17 protein-coding genes are annotated in these 14,369 nt (G+C 72.2%); 13 read left to right on the top strand and 4 right to left on the bottom strand.

Annotation, left to right across the window (positions count from 1 at the left end):
- Nucleotides 1-878, bottom strand: an 878-nt coding sequence (locus B0I31_RS37765) for a WXG100 family type VII secretion target (protein ID WP_425444476.1), incomplete at its 3' end; no start/stop codon positions are given.
- A 144-nt stretch (nucleotides 879-1,022) separates the two neighbouring features.
- Nucleotides 1,023-1,700: a hypothetical protein gene (locus B0I31_RS37760; RefSeq protein WP_181320750.1), complete on the bottom strand. Its 678-nt coding sequence runs from the start codon at nucleotides 1,698-1,700 to the stop codon at nucleotides 1,023-1,025.
- Between the two features lie 214 nt (nucleotides 1,701-1,914).
- On the opposite strand from B0I31_RS37760, the gene B0I31_RS37755 reads away from it, so the two are divergent.
- From B0I31_RS37755 to B0I31_RS37715, 9 genes are all read left to right on the top strand, one after another.
- A complete protein-coding gene (locus tag B0I31_RS37755) occupies nucleotides 1,915-2,640 on the top strand; it encodes an alpha/beta hydrolase (RefSeq protein WP_106620173.1) in 726 nt (241 codons plus the stop codon).
- A 188-nt stretch (nucleotides 2,641-2,828) separates the two neighbouring features.
- Nucleotides 2,829-3,650, top strand: a complete 822-nt coding sequence (locus B0I31_RS37750; RefSeq protein WP_106620172.1) for a CPBP family intramembrane glutamic endopeptidase — start codon at nucleotides 2,829-2,831, stop codon at nucleotides 3,648-3,650.
- A gap of 342 nt (nucleotides 3,651-3,992) precedes the next feature.
- Entirely contained in the window at nucleotides 3,993-4,403 is a 411-nt protein-coding gene (locus B0I31_RS37745; RefSeq protein WP_106620171.1) for a hypothetical protein, read from the top strand.
- Complete coding sequence (locus tag B0I31_RS37740; RefSeq protein ID WP_106620170.1) at nucleotides 4,400-4,705, top strand: type VII secretion target; 306 nt, start codon at nucleotides 4,400-4,402, stop codon at nucleotides 4,703-4,705. The genes B0I31_RS37745 and B0I31_RS37740 overlap by 4 nt, the downstream gene beginning before the upstream one ends.
- A complete protein-coding gene (locus B0I31_RS37735) occupies nucleotides 4,702-6,234 on the top strand; it encodes a hypothetical protein (RefSeq protein WP_106620169.1) in 1,533 nt (510 codons plus the stop codon). The genes B0I31_RS37740 and B0I31_RS37735 overlap by 4 nt, the downstream gene beginning before the upstream one ends.
- Nucleotides 6,235-6,261: 27 nt before the next feature.
- Nucleotides 6,262-6,606: a hypothetical protein gene (locus B0I31_RS37730; protein ID WP_106620168.1), complete on the top strand. Its 345-nt coding sequence runs from the start codon at nucleotides 6,262-6,264 to the stop codon at nucleotides 6,604-6,606.
- A gap of 54 nt (nucleotides 6,607-6,660) precedes the next feature.
- Nucleotides 6,661-7,671 (top strand): hypothetical protein, encoded by a 1,011-nt coding sequence (locus tag B0I31_RS37725; protein WP_106620167.1) that lies wholly within the window; start codon nucleotides 6,661-6,663, stop codon nucleotides 7,669-7,671.
- A gap of 60 nt (nucleotides 7,672-7,731) precedes the next feature.
- Nucleotides 7,732-8,310, top strand: a complete 579-nt coding sequence (locus B0I31_RS37720) for a CGNR zinc finger domain-containing protein (protein WP_106620166.1) — start codon at nucleotides 7,732-7,734, stop codon at nucleotides 8,308-8,310.
- Complete coding sequence (locus B0I31_RS37715; protein WP_106620165.1) at nucleotides 8,307-8,750, top strand: protein-tyrosine phosphatase family protein; 444 nt, start codon at nucleotides 8,307-8,309, stop codon at nucleotides 8,748-8,750. Before B0I31_RS37720 ends, B0I31_RS37715 begins: the two co-directional genes overlap by 4 nt.
- A 151-nt stretch (nucleotides 8,751-8,901) precedes the next feature.
- On the opposite strand, the gene B0I31_RS37710 is transcribed toward B0I31_RS37715, so the two are convergent.
- Nucleotides 8,902-10,314 carry an FAD-dependent oxidoreductase gene (locus B0I31_RS37710; protein WP_106620164.1) on the bottom strand — a complete coding sequence of 471 codons (1,413 nt, stop codon included), beginning with the start codon at nucleotides 10,312-10,314 and terminating at the stop codon, nucleotides 8,902-8,904.
- Between the two features lie 101 nt (nucleotides 10,315-10,415).
- On the opposite strand from B0I31_RS37710, the gene B0I31_RS37705 reads away from it, so the two are divergent.
- From B0I31_RS37705 to B0I31_RS37695, 4 genes are all read left to right on the top strand, one after another.
- On the top strand, nucleotides 10,416-11,261 hold the full coding sequence (locus B0I31_RS37705) for a helix-turn-helix domain-containing GNAT family N-acetyltransferase (RefSeq protein WP_106620163.1): 846 nt from the start codon (nucleotides 10,416-10,418) through the stop codon (nucleotides 11,259-11,261).
- A gap of 202 nt (nucleotides 11,262-11,463) precedes the next feature.
- Entirely contained in the window at nucleotides 11,464-11,838 is a 375-nt protein-coding gene (locus tag B0I31_RS37700; RefSeq protein WP_146174102.1) for a hypothetical protein, read from the top strand.
- Nucleotides 11,839-12,026: 188 nt separating this feature from the next.
- A complete protein-coding gene (locus tag B0I31_RS41045; RefSeq protein WP_181320749.1) occupies nucleotides 12,027-12,200 on the top strand; it encodes a hypothetical protein in 174 nt (57 codons plus the stop codon).
- 122 nt (nucleotides 12,201-12,322) lie between these two features.
- Nucleotides 12,323-12,802 (top strand): cation:proton antiporter regulatory subunit, encoded by a 480-nt coding sequence (locus B0I31_RS37695; RefSeq protein WP_106620181.1) that lies wholly within the window; start codon nucleotides 12,323-12,325, stop codon nucleotides 12,800-12,802.
- 148 nt (nucleotides 12,803-12,950) lie between these two features.
- On the opposite strand, the gene B0I31_RS37690 is transcribed toward B0I31_RS37695, so the two are convergent.
- Complete coding sequence (locus B0I31_RS37690) at nucleotides 12,951-14,174, bottom strand: poly(ethylene terephthalate) hydrolase family protein (protein WP_245950728.1); 1,224 nt, start codon at nucleotides 14,172-14,174, stop codon at nucleotides 12,951-12,953.
- Nucleotides 14,175-14,369 lie beyond the last annotated feature (195 nt).

The following is a 14,369-nucleotide window of genomic DNA, read 5'->3' as shown; positions in this document are numbered from 1 at the left end:
GGGGTGTCGATGTCGGCGCGGCCGGTTTGCAGGAAGCCGCCCGGTTTGATGTTGCCCGGGCTGAGCACGTCCAGGCCGGTGACCTTGCCGGCCAGCTTGCCGACCACCTTCATGATCTTCTCGAAGACCTCGACCAGACGCTTGAGCATCGGCGAGACCTTCTTGATCGTGTTCAACAGGTCCTGGATGATCTTGGCGATCTTCGCCGCCCACCTCGAGATCGCCGTCACCGCCTGCGCCACGATCACCGGCGTGCCGAACCCCAGCGAGAACACCGCTTCCAGCACCCACGCGATGAGCTTGCCCACCAGATCGGCGATCAGGTCGCGCACCATCTCGCGCACGAACCCCACCACCATGCCCATCAACCCCACGACCGTGCCCACTGTGCCCGCCGCCGACGCCGCACCGGCCAACGCGTCACCATGCACCGCCGAATTGGCGTGATAGGCCTCCGCCGCCGCACCGGTCCAGCCCTCCGTGCCCCGCCGCACCCCCGCGGAGTACTCCTCGGCGATCCTCCCCAACTCCTCGGCGACGTTGTTCCACGTCGTGGAGTACGACTCGATCACCGGCGGATCACCGGCCAGCCAGTCCAACATGTCCTTGAGCGGCTGCACGTGCTCCATCAGGAACGACGCCGCCGACGACAACAACGTCCCGAACGGGTCGATCGCCATCGCCGCCGCGTCCGCCGCCAGCCCCACCATCCCCAGGCCGGCCTCGACCCAGTTACCGTCCTTGATCCCGTTGAACGTGTCCATCGCCGACTCCGCGATGGAAATCCCCGTCGCCCAACCATTGTCACCAGTACCGGCGTTGAAGAACGAACCCGACTCCGCGGGCGGCGCCGCCACCAGCGGATTCTCGCCTGCCATCGAACATTCCCCCATCACCGAACCGGCCCAGCGGTGGCCGAGATTACCTCTGCCGCGCGTCCCCACCCTCTTCGGATGATGACGCGGGCGGCCGGCGCGAGGTTCCGGTTCGGGAGATGTCGGGAAAACCCCGGGACCGGACGGTCAGGTGGTCAGGTGTTCGACGACGCGTGGCAGGAGTTCGTGCAGCTTTTCGAGCGAGGCTTCGAGCGGCGCCGTGCGCTGGATCACGTACAGGCTGGAGACGACGTTGCGGTGGGCGAGGAAGGCGACGCAGCGTCGCGCCGGGCCGGTCTCCTCGACGGTGTCCACGCAGAACCCGTGGAAGGCGTCCAGGCCGGCGGGTTGCCGCGGCGTCACGCCGGGGACCACGTCGTAGCGCTGGCCGTTGTCGTACTCCCACGTCGTGCAGTCGGCCGTCGCCGCTTTCAACTGGTCGATGAACTCGGCCCCGGTGTACTTCTCGAACGCCATCACGCTGTGCCGCAGGTCGAGCCGGTCGTCGATCCACTTGCGCTGCAGTGACGCCGTGCGGGCTTCCTCGGCCGGCACCACGACCAGGCACGGCTTGAGCATCCACCACGACCGGTACTCCTGCTCCGTGGGCTCGGGGAAGCCCCGGTCGATCAGGCCGTGGCGCGGGATGGCCGCCTCCTCCACGTGCCGCGGCAGCATCTCGGCCACCGACTTGGTCGTGGTCGTCGTCGTGGCGGTCGTGCTCGAAGACGACGACGAGGTCGGTCCGGCCGCCTGGGTCTCGTTCGTACACGCTGTCAACACCACCGCCGCGATCAGCGCCACGGCCCCCTGTGCACCCCTCATACCGGGATCATCGTCCGGCGGGCGGAAGTGTTCCGGCGTTCCGCGAAATCCGTTGGCGGACCCGGTGATCACTGCTACTTTGCCCGCGGCCGTGCGAGAGACCGAGGAGGTGGTACCCGTGAACGTTTCGACATGGGTGCTCCCCTCAGGGGTCACGGTCGGGCGGTAGGTCGTCCGGGAGCGCCGTTCACGAGCACTCCCGAAAGGCAAGACCGTGCGATTCACCTCCGAACAACGCCTCGACGACGGTGTCCTCGAACGCGGGTTCACCCTCGACGGGATCCCCGGCCTGCTGTGGACGCCCGCCTCCGCGCCGGCGCCGCTGATCCTCCTGGGCCACCCCGGCGGACTGGACAAGATGTACCCCCGGCTGGTGGCCAGGGCCCGGCACGCCGCGGCGGCGGGTTTCGCCGCGGCCACCATCGAGCTGCCCGGTGCCGGTGAACGGCCTCGTTCCGCCGCCGCCGAGCAGGCCGGCGCCGACCTGCGCCGGGCGTTGGAGGCAGGCGGGCCGGTGGACGACGAGATCGTCGACCGGCTCGTCCTCCCGTTGGTCGACCGGTCGGTCCCGGAGTGGCGGGCCGCCCTGGACGCCCTCCTCGCGCTGCCCGGGATCAGCGGCCCGGTCGGGTACGCGGGTGGGGTGATCTCCATCGGCATCCGGCTGGCGGTGGTCGAGCCGCGCATCTCGGCCGCCCTGCTGTTCGCCGGGAGCTTCGTGCCCCGCGCCCTGTTCGAGGAGGCCCGCCAGGTCACCATCCCGCTGCTCGTCCTGCTGCAGTGGGACGACCAGGGCAACGACCGCCGGATGGCCCTGGACCTGTTCGACGCCTTCGGCTCCGCGGAGAAGACGCTGCACGCCAACATGGGCGGGCACACCGGCGTCCCGGCGTTCGAGGGTGACGACGGGAACCGGTTCTTCGTCCGGCACCTGAAGTGAGACCGGACCTCCGGGCCGGCGGGAGCTGTCGGCCCGGAGGTGCCGGAAATCCGCGCCGCCACGGGTTTGTCCCCCGTGCGAGCTACGCGCAGGTGTCCACCGCGCGGTGACGATTTCGGGCCGTCCGATCCCTAGCGTTCCGGGCAACCGCGGCGCATCGGCCGCGAACGGCTCACGAAGGATTGGTCATGCGACTGTTGTTCCAGCTCGGGGCGGTTGCCGTCGTCGCTTTCGGCGGCAGCGCGATCGTCGGCGCGGCCCAGTGGAACGTGCCACTCACCCTGCTGGGCGGTCTGGCGACGGCGGTGCTGTCGCTGTACGTGTACGTGTGGGTGGTGCGGCGGACCGAGCGCCGCGAGCCGGTCGAGGTGACCGGAACGGGAGCGGGCCCCGCGTTCGGGCGAGGGTTGCTGATCGGCGTCGGCATGTTCGGCGCCGTCATCGCGAACATCGCGTTCCTCGGCGGTTACCGGATCCTGGGCTGGGGTTCGCCGGCGGGTGCGGTGGCGTTGCTCGGGTTCACGGCGGCCGCCGTCGTGGTGGAGGAGCTGCTGTTCCGGGGCATCCTGTTCCGCATCGTCGAGCAGCGGATCGGCACGTGGGCGTCGCTCGCGCTCACCGGGTTGCTGTTCGGCGCGGCCCACCTGTTCAACCCGCACGCCACGCTGTGGACCGCGTTCGCCATCGCGGTCGAGGCGGGGTTCATGCTGGCCGCCGCCTACGCCGCCACGCGCAACCTGTGGGTGCCCATCGGCGTGCACTTCGGCTGGAACTTCGCGCAGGGCGGCGTCTTCAGCACCAGCGTCTCCGGCTCGAACGCCCCGCAGGGACTGCTGGAGGGCGTGACGTCCGGACCGTACCTGCTCAGCGGCGGCGAGTTCGGCCCGGAGGCGAGCGCGTACTCGGTGCTGGCGGGCGTGGTGGTGACGGCCGGGTTCCTGTGGCTGGCCCGGCGGCGCGGCAACCTCGTGCCCCCTCGTCGCCGCTCCGCCCCGGCCCTCGCCGGCTGATCGACCGCCGGCACGGACCGGTGGCGGCGCCGGGACGTCACGGTCCTGGCGCCGGCCGCTGCGTGAGCGGTCGCGGGGTGGCTGGGGTTGTCGCGGGCCGCGGAGCTGGGCTGGTGGTGGGGGTGGGACGTCACCGGTCTTGGCGTTGGCCGCCGAGCGGATCCGGGCCCGTCGCCGTTGTGCGGTCCTCACGAGACAGGTTTGTGCTGGTCAACGGCACCGGGCATAGATGGCCGGTCGGTGGCCTGGTGATGGCCGCCCCCGTGGTTCGAGCATCGGTCCGACACAGCCAGGACGGATCACCGGCGGTGTCGCGGGATCGAGCACGGGGAGGGAACCACGGTGAGTGCGGAGCAGTGGCTGGCCGACTACCAGCGGGAGTTGGCCGGTGCGGTGGACGGCGCGGTGCGGGCGAGTGCCCGGCTGCGGCAGGTCGGCGGGCACGCCATCGCGCCGCGCGGTGAGGTCGAGGCCTGGGTCGGCGTGAGCGGTGCGCTGGAGCGGCTCCGGCTGACCGCGCACGCACGCGCCCTCGAACCGGACGTGCTGGCCGGGCTGATCGTGGCGACGGCGAAGGCGGCACAGCGGTCGGCGGCCGGGCAGCTCACCGGGATCATGACCGACTTCGTCGGCCCGAGCGCGGCGCTCGACCTGGTCAAGGCACACCTGCCGGCCGAAGTGGACGACCGCGCGCACCGGCCCGGTGCGGATGAGGACGACTACTTCGAGAACCCGGGGGTGCGACGGGGATGAGCGGTTTCGACGTCGACGCCGAGCAGTTGCGCCGGCACGCCACCACGGTCGCCGGCATCGCCGACCAGCTCTCCGGGGTGTCCGACCGGGCACCGGACCGCATGGCGGACGGCGCGCTCGGCACGTTCACCCGGTTCCTCACCGCCGAGCTGTCCGTCGCACTCGGCCAGGCCAACGCCGCGATCAGCGACGTGTCGGCCGCGGTGGACGCGGTGAGCGTCGCCCTCCGCCGTTCCGCGGACGGGTACCAGCGGACCGACGAGCACTCCGCCGACCACCTCGTCCAGGAGTACCGACGATGAGCGACCAGACCACCGCCGGGCTGTTGGCGGAACTCGCCACGGTGTCCGGTGCGGTGCTCGACGCGGAGTGGTCCACCGGCGGGTTGGCGAGCCTGCCGGCACCGGCCGACTTCGGCGTGCTCCTCTCGTCGGCCGACCCGCTGGCCGCCCTGGACAGCGCCGGTGTCGGCGTGCTGACCCCGCACGTGGCGTTCCTGGCGAAACCGCTCGACCAGTTCCGCGGCGACCCCGGCGCGGTGACCACGCCGGCGCAGGGCATGGCGACCGCGGCAACGGACATCCGCACGCTCGCCGACACCCTCCGCCAAGCCGCCACCACCGGGACCAGCGGCTGGACCGGCGAGGCCGCGGACGGGCACCGGGCCACCGGCGCCCAGTTCGCCGAGGGCCTCACCGCGATCTCCGAGGCGGCGAAGACGATCTCCGGCGCGGTCGTCGGCGCGGGCGAGGAGGTGGTCAAGGCGCTGACCCGGATCATCGGGCTGATCGAAGAGGCGGTCCGCAAGATGATCCCGGTGATGGCGGACGGCATCGCCCGCGCCCCGTTGACGGGCGGTGCGAGCCTCGTCGAGGCGATCAGGACCTGCGTCGACATCGCCACCGCCTGCGGTGCGGAGATCGCCGACGTCATGGCGAACCTGCTGGCCAACGCCACGAACCTGATGAAGCTGGTCGACCTGGTGCTGACCGTCGTGGACGCGGTCACCCAGCTCCTGCAGAAGCTGGCCAAGGCCGCCGAGGGCAGCGGCGGCGACGCGCCGGCAGCCGAGGGGACACCGGCCACCGCTCTTGAGAGCGAGAAGACAGCCACCGGGCAGAGCCAACTCATCGGCTCCGGCGCCCAGGCGACCGAGGGCACCGCGACGTCCACCGGCACCGGTCAGGCGACGTCCGGCGTGGCCGACCAGACCGGCGACACCGAGGTGGCCGCTTCACGTCCGGCCGGCACGACGAGCGCGGCCTCCCTGCCGATCACCCCGGGCTCGACCGCAAGCACGTCGTCGGGAACCAGCCTGACCGGCACGGCGCCGCTCGGCGGTGTGGCCACGACGGCCGGCGCGGTGTCGGCCACCGGCGCGTCGGGCACCCGGCCGCCGAACCGGTTGGCCCCGGGCGGATCCACGTCCGCGATCGGGCCGAAGGAGACGACCGCGAGCCGGCAGGCCGACACCGTCCCCGCGGCAACCACGCCGACCGGTGGATCAACCACGCCGACCGCGATGCCGATGGCCATGCCCGCCGCCACCAGGGGAGAGGGGGCCGACGACACCGAGCACCAGCGCCGCTACGAGATCAACGCCGACGACGACACGTTCGCGGCCGGTGATCAGGACGCCATCGCCGCCACCGGCGTCATCGGCGCGCCCGCCACCCCGGAGGACGAGTGGCCCGGCCACGCGACACCCGCCGAACCGCAGCCCGCCGCCGCGCCGCAGGACGAGGCGCGGCCGGCCAAGGTGGTGTGGCGGTTGGGCGCGGACGGCGCGCTCGAAGCCGTGCCGGTGATCGAGCCGCCCAAAGACCGATGACCTGTCCACGCCCAAGAGGAGCCACGCATGTCGTTCCAGACCAACCTCGAATCGCTCAACAACGTCGCCCGGAAGGACCTCCGGGACCTGTCCTACATCTACGCCGTGCTGGCGAATGACGCGCGCAACACGAGCCTGGCCGCCGAGAACATGGCCGCCGACCCGCCGGTGACCGGTGCCGGCGGGGCGTTCGCGACGAGCTGGGCGGGCCTGCGCGACGAGGTCGTCAGGGTCCTGGACACCTGCGCGGGCAACGCGGTCAAGATCGGGAACGCCATGTCGCACGTGGTCGACACCTACGCCGCCACCGACGCCGAGATCGCGGCCGCGATGGCGCGCCAGACCGAATCGCTGAACCACACCCCGGCCTGACCGGCCGAGCAGCACACCGCGCCCGACCGCGCGGCAGACCACCAGGAGTCGACCATGACGTTTCACACCCAGGCCGAGCTGCGCCAACTCGGCAAGGACGTCGCCGATGCGGCGCGCGACGCCGTCCTCCGCGAGCGACGGCTGCGGATGATCGTTCCCGATCTCGAGTTCAAGAACCCGTTCGAATCCGACGGGCTCTTCCCCGACACCGACTTCTACCTCGACTACCCGGACCTGTACGAGAGCTTCGCCACCCCGGACCCGAAGGGGATGCAGCGCGCCCTGAACACGCTCGGCAGCATGTCGTTCGCGCTCAAGCACGACTTCCCGGCCCTGAACCCGGGAGGGACCGAGGTGCCGGTGCCGGACATCAGCGGTGGGATCGGGGACCTGGCCGGCCAGGACACCCCGATGCAGATCTCGGAGAACATCGACGACAAGATCTCGAGCTGGCACGGCTCCGCCAAGGTCGCGTTCCAGGAGAAGGTCCTCACCAAGTTCGAGGAGAAGGTCGACAACCAGGTCGTGGCGGTCAACCTGCTGGCGGCGTCCCTGTCGATGCACATGCACCTGCGGCAGAAGCTCAACGAGGACATCTGGAACATCGGCCGGAAGTCGATCGAGGCGTTCGACAAGGTGGCGAAGATCAGCGCCGGCGACGCCGTCCAGATCGCCCTGCTCGTCGGCATCGCCGCGGGTACCGCCTGGACCGTCTGGGGAGGCGTGGCCGCGGGTGGGCTGGCCTCGCTCTCGGCGAAGGACGCCGCGTCGGTGGTGACCGGGTTCAACAACATCCGGATGAGCCCGCAGGTCGGCAAGACCATCAGTCACGACAGCCCGACCAAGACCGACTCCGACATGAAGAGCGTCCTCGGTGACGCGGCCAAGTCGTACCGCGACCAGGAGCAGGAGATCGTCGCCGCGATCAACCACCTCAGCGGGGGGTTGCGGGATTCGGCCACCAACTCGCTGTTCGTGTTCCCGGCCCCGCCCGAGGTCGACTCGTTGGACGAGCAGGGGAACAACCTGCCCACGCTCGAAACCGAGTTCTCCACGAGTCGGTAGTCGCCGGCCGCGCGCGTAAGGGGTATAGTCCAGCCATACCCCTTACGTTGAAAGGTTGCCGTGGACATCACGCTGACCGACTACCCCGCCGGTGCCGCCGTGGCGACGGACCTGGTCAACACCTCCCCGACGGTGACGGAGGCCGGGGACGGCCTGCCCACCCCCGGGTCGCTCGCGGAGTTCCTGGCCGAGCACGACGTGCGGCTCGACGCTTTCGCGGACCGGGAACCGACCGGCGAGGACCTGTTCCAGGTCCAGCTGCTGCGCCGCGAGGTGCGCGGGATCCTGGAGACCGAGACGGAGGACCAGGCCGTCGCGGGTGCGCACGTGCTGACCCGCCGCGCCGCGCTCGGCCCGGTGCTGCGCCAGGACGTCGACGGCCGGTGGCAGTGGCACGTGCCCACCGCTCCCGGCGCGCCGCCGGCCGACGAACTGGCCGCGTTCGTCGGCGTCGGCCTGCTCGGCGTGGTGCGGGCGCTCGGCCACGACCGCTTCCGCGCCTGCGGAGCGGCGGGCTGCCGGGGCGTGTTCGCGGACACGAGCCGGGCCGGGCGTCGCCGCTACTGCCGCCCGGATCGGTGCGGCAACCGCGTCAACGTCGCCAACCACCGTGCCCGCGTGGGCGGTGCGGTCCGATGAGCGACGCACCCCTGGCCGGCGGCCTCCGGTTGCCGGACGGCTCCTGGGTGCGGGGGCGCGGCCTGCGCCACCCGACACCGGCGGGTCCCGTGCCCGACTTCGGCCTGTACCTGGGATCGGCCCGGCTTCGCCGTGCCCACGACGCCGTCCTGTCCTGGCCGCACACCTGGCTGGAGTGGCCGGACTTCCGGCTGCCCCGCGACCGTGACGCCGCCGTCCGGGAGATCCGCGCCCTCCACGCGCGGGCACGTGCCGGCGAGGCGGTCGAAGTCGCCTGCGGTGGCGGAGTCGGCCGAACCGGAACCGCCCTCGCCTGCCTCGCCGTCCTGGCCGGCACCGACCCGGCGCACGCCGTCGCCTGGACCCGCCGGCACCACCACCCCCGTGCCGTCGAGACCCCTTGGCAACGCAGGTGGGTGACCCGGTTCCCGCCTGGGTGACGCAAGCCGAACGGTGACGGGTCAGGGGAGGTTCTTCTCCAACGCGGCGACGTAGGCCCGTCACTCGTCGCGGTAGGCGACGTGACGCGCGCAACCACCGCCGGTGGAACGGCAGCCCGGCACGCCCCTCGATGTGCCGGGCTGCCGAACTTCAGTCGCGCACACCCGGCGCGGTCAAGGTCAGGTCCGCCACCGCCAGGCCGCCGCAGCAGCCGCCCGACGCCACCGGCTGCTCGACGACCTGCGCCGGACGGCAGCTCGCCGACGACTCCTGCTCGACGGATGCCGGGCCGCAGCACCCGCCGGAGGAGGCGGGCTGCTCGACGTCGAACACCCCGGATCCGCCGCACACGCCGGTCTTCGGCAGCTCCAGCTGGACCTCGGCCGCGGCCGCGTGGTCGCCCGCGATCTCGGCGGCCACGCTGCGGACCTGCTCGTAGCCGGTCAGCGCGAGGAACGTGGGCGCGCGGCCGTAGCTCTTCATACCGGCCAGGTAGACACCGGGCTCGGGCTGGCGCAGCACGTTCGCGCCGTGCGGTTCGACCGAGCCGCACGAGTGCGCGTTCGGGTCGATCAACGGCGCGAGCATCACCGGCGCCTCCAGCACGGGGTCCAGGTCCAGCCGGACCTCCGACAGCCACGAGTGGTCCGGTCGGAACCCGGTCAGCACCACGACCTCGTCCACCGGCGGCAACCGGTGCCCGTCCTGCGACACCAGCACCAGCCGGTCGCCGGCGCGCTCGACCGCGGCGGTGCGGAACCCGGTGACGACCTGCACGTGCCCGGCGCGTGCCGCCTCCCGGGCCCTGAGCCCGAGCGCGCCCCGCGCGGGGAGCTGGTCGGCCTCACCACCACCGAACACGTTGCCGACCACACCCCGGCGCAGCAGCCACGTCACGTGCGTCCCGGGGTGCCGCTCGGCCAGCCCCGCCAGCGCGACCAGCGCGGTGAGCGCCGAGTGCCCGCTGCCGGCGACCGCGATCCGCTTGCCCGCGTACCGCTCGGCCTCGGCGACCACGTCCGGGACGCGGTAGGCGATCCGGTCGGCCGCCGCCCGTTCGCCGATCGCCGGCAGGCCGTCGCCGCCCAACGGGTTGGGTGAGCCCCACGTGCCCGACGCGTCCACCACGGCTCGGGCGGTGATCCGCTCCTCGCCCGCGGCGGTCTCGACGTGCACGGTCAGCGGCTCGCTGTCCCGGCCCGCGTCCACGACCCGGTCCCGGCCCTGCCGGGCGACCCCGACCACGCGGGCGTTCACCCGGACGTGGTCGCCCAGCGCCTCGGCCAGCGGCGCCAGGTACCGCGACACCCACTCGGCCCCGGTCGGGTAGTCCTCGTGCGAGGGCGCCGTCCACCCGGAGGGCTCCAGCAGCCGCCGCGCGGCCGGGTCGACCAGCTCGGACCACCGCGAGAACAGCCGCACGTGGTTCCACTGCGCCACCGCCGCACCGGCCCGCGGACCCGCTTCCAGCACCAACGGCCGCAGACCCCGTTCCAACAGCTGCGCCGCCGCGGCCAACCCGACCGGCCCCGCACCCACCACGACCACTGGGAGCTCGCTCACGAGCCACCCCCTTCATCGGTTCTCCTCGATCGAACGATGGAGAATGTATCGAGCGTTCTCGATGGATGCAACCATCGGTGTTCATCGATTAGTCTGGGGGCATGACGACGACGCAGCCCGCCGTTGGCCTCGCACCCGAGGACGCCGCCACCTACGCCGAGTGGTTCGCCTGCCTGGCCGACCCGACCCGGGTGCGCCTGCTGCACACCGTCGCCACCCACCCCGGCGAGATCACCGTGGGCGCGCTGACCGAGGCCGTCGGCGTCAGCCAGTCGACCTGCTCGCACCACCTGCGCAAGCTCGCCGACGTGGGCTTCGTCCGGATGCGCAAGGAGGGCACGGCGACGCTGGTGTCGGTCAACCAGGCGTGCTGCACCGGCCTGCCGCACGCCGCCGACGCGGTCATGGGCACCATCGTGACCCGGCCGTGCTGCCCGACCGACCTGCCCGCCGACGTCACCGTCCGCCCCCTGACCGACGACGACTGGCCCGACGTCCGCCGGATCTACGGCGAGGGCATCGCCACCGGCAACGCCACCTTCGAGACCGAGACACCCAGCCGCCGCACCCTCGAAGCCAAGTGGCTGCCCGACCACCGCTGGGTCGCCGTCCTCGACGGCCGGGTCGCCGGCTGGGCCGCCGCCACTGCCGTTTCCGCCCGCGAGTGCTACTCCGGTGTCGCCGAAACCTCCGTCTACGTGGGCGAGGACTTCCGCGGCCGGGGCGTCGGCAAGACCCTGCTCCACCGCCAGGTCACCGCCGCCGACGCGGGCGGCCTGTGGACCCTGCAGACCGGGATCTTCCCCGAGAACCGGGCCAGCATCGCCCTGCACCACTCGGCCGGCTTCCGCACCGTGGGCGTCCGCGAACGCATCGCCCAGCACCACGGCGTCTGGCGTGACACCGTCATGCTCGAACGCCGCGCCACCACCGGCACCGCCTGCTGACCGCGCACCCCGGTGTGCGTCCGGCGGCTGTCGTCCGAGGCCCCGGTCAGGGTCAGCCGGGAGAACCGCCAGGGCCCGAGGTGCCGCTCCTGCTCTGCTCTCCGAGGACGTCGTGCACCGGCTGCACGGGGTGACCGGTCCGGGCGGGTGCGTATGCTGTGCCGACTTCGGGGGACAGTCGTCGGCGAGAGGAACCGGGCAGGTGCGGGCAGCGGCGAGGGTGAGCCGGTTCGGGTTCCCGTTCGTGTTGCTGCTGGTGCTGCTCGGGCTGACCGTGGTCCCGGCGCGGAATGCCGGGCACGGGGACGCGGGCTTGCACCGCGTCGTCGGCGAGTCGGTGTCGACCGCGCCCTCGATGCACGACGACCTCCACGACCGCCCGCGACTGGCGGTCACCGCGGCACATGCGCCCGCTGCGGCGCTGTACGAGGCTTGGTGGGCCCTGTGCTCGCGCGAGACCGACAGGTCCGGCCGGTACGGACGCGCACCCCTCGGCGGAACCGCCGACTCGGCGGTGGCCGTCGCGGCACCGACACCGCAGTCGACCAGGGCGCCACCCTCGACGTGCACAGGATGATCCGATTCTGAGCACTTGACGACACGTCGGCCGCGCACATCGCGCGTCGGCGTGCCATGGCGGCCTGCCCGCAGGCCCGTGATTCGTACTTTCTGCTGCTGTGTCAGGCGTGTCCGGGCTTCGCCGCGCTGTGGTGACGGCGGACGACGGGCGCTTGACGCGGTCGCGTCTTCCGGAAGGCCCGGTACATGTCGGTTTACCCTGTTGTCCTGCTGGCGCTGTTGATCGGCGCGGCTGTCGCCGCGGGCGGTCTGCTGGTGGCGATGTACGCCAAGGACAAGCCGTTCTACGGTGTGATCGCGCTCGGTCTGCTGACCGGTCCGGGATCCTTGCTGGCGCTCGCCTACCTGGGCGCCGGCTAGGTCCGGCGAACCTGCGCCGCGTTGTACCACTGTCCGTGCTCGGCGAGCGGGTCCCACACCGGATCGGCGTGGGACCCCGCGGTCGCCCCGAGTTCGATCTGTCCGAATGGAAGGTGGCCGTCGTGAACGTCGAGGTGACCCCGCTGCCCGGTATCGGGACCCGTCAGGACTTCGCCATCCGCGCCGGGCGCAGGGTCGGGGTCATCACCTACCGGGACGGGAAGTTCGAGCTGATCGTCTCCAAGCAGGACGATCCCGACGCGACCGCCGCGTCGGTCCCGCTCGCACCAGAGGAAGCGAGCACGCTGGCAGGCCTGCTCGGCGCCCCGCAGCTGGTCGCGCAGCTCCGCGAGCAGCACCGCGAGGTCGGCGGGATCACCACCCGTCAACTGCCCGTCACGGCGTTCGCGAGCCGTGCCCTGGGCGACACGGCGCTGCGCACGCGCACCGGCGCGTCGATCGTCGCCGTCGTCCGCGCCGGGGTGGCGCACCCGTCGCCCGGCCCGGAGTTCCTGTTCGACCAAGGTGACTTGGCCGTCGTCGTGGGTACCGCGACCGGGCTCGACGCCGCCGCCGAGATCCTGACCGGCGGCCGGGGCTGACGTGCACACCGCTGTCGCGCCGATCCCGCTGGACGCGGAACTCGCCGCCCTCGCCACGGCCTACGTGGCGGCGGCCTGACCGACGGCGCACGCCGCCACGCCAGGTCCGCCGCCTTGGAGGACCACGTTTCCCAGCCGGTGGGTCCCCCTACGGGCTGGTGCAGGACAGAACCGGCGCGGACGGTGAGCCGCCGGCGAGGAAGCCGAACGTGGTCGAGGTGCCGGGTCGCAGCGCGCCGTTGTAGGAGGCGTTGCGCACCGACACGGCCGAGCCGGTGGCGCTGAGCGTGCCGTTCCAGACCTGGCTGATGGTCTGGCCGCTGTCCAGGGTCCACCGGACGGTCCAGCCGTTGACCGCCGAGTCACCCGCCGCCACCGTGACCTCGCCCTGGTACCCGCCGGACCACGCGTTGGTGGTGCGGTAGGTCGCGCTGCACGCGCCGACCGGCACCGATGTCGTGGTGGTGGTGGTGGTGGTCGTCGTCGTCGTGGTCGTGGTCGAGGTGGTGGTGGACGTGCTCGTCGGCACGGGGGAGGGGACCAGCGGGCACGTGTTCTGGTAGGCCCTGATGCCGTTGTTGTCCGACAACGGGCACAGGAACTGGGTGTAGCGGGTGTCGCTGTCCACGAAGATCTTCAGCCACGGGATGACGTTGCGCATCATCGTGGAGTTGTTCGAGGTGGGGAAGCCGTGACCGGCGCCGGTGAGCTCCAGGTACGCCTTCTCGACGCTGCTCGGGATCCCGTTGTAGAGGGTGACGATGCTCGCCGGCGTGGTGGTCGTGTCGTTCTGGCCGGACAGGAGCATGGTCGGCACCCGCGTGGTCGTCAGGTTCTGCGACGGGCTGAACGGCGCGAGCCCGACCGCGGCCTTCAACGACGGTCGTTGCAGCGCCGCGTACATGGCACCGCCGCCGCCCATGGAGTGGCCCATCACCGCGGTCCGGCTCGGGTCGACCCGGTCCCGCACGGAACTGCGCTGCGTCAGGTAGTCGAGCGCGGCCAGCAGCTGGGTGCCGCGGGCGGTGTCCCAGTCGTTGCGGTTGTTGGTGTCGATCCCGATCACGACGAACCCGAACGACGCCAACCAGTGGCCCATCCACGCGCCCTCGGCGGCCCACGTGGCGGTGTAGCCGGGCACGATGGCGACCGCGCCGAACGTGCCCTGGCCGGTGTCGGTGGGGTGGTAGATCACGCCACCGCCGAAGCCGTTCCCGGCGGGCACGCCGACCTGGGCGGTGGCGAAGGTGCCCCGGCTCGCCGAGACGCTGGACTGCGTCGGGTCCGGCCCGCGCTGGTAGGGGTTGTCGGCGCCGGACGCGGGCTGGACCGCGACCGCGACGGTCAGCGCCCCGAGCACCACCGCGCCCACGACCGCCGCAGTGCCACGCCTCCACCGCCCTGAGGCGTGGCGCGCCGCCCGGCCGGCGCCTGGGCCGCCGAGGACGGGTAAAGCGCTTTCATACCGTGTCACCGCTGGTACCTCCTCGTCGAAGTACGCCGTCGAAGCACGCCGACACCGGCCGTCGAGCCCGCTGTCAAGATGTGACACATAGACTGGCTCGGG

The sequence above is a fragment of the Saccharothrix carnea genome (assembly GCF_003014735.1).
Classification (GTDB): Bacteria; Actinomycetota; Actinomycetes; order Mycobacteriales; family Pseudonocardiaceae; genus Actinosynnema; species Actinosynnema carneum.
The sequence above is the reverse complement of the archived record's forward strand: the minus strand, read 5'-3'. Positions and strand labels throughout refer to the sequence as shown.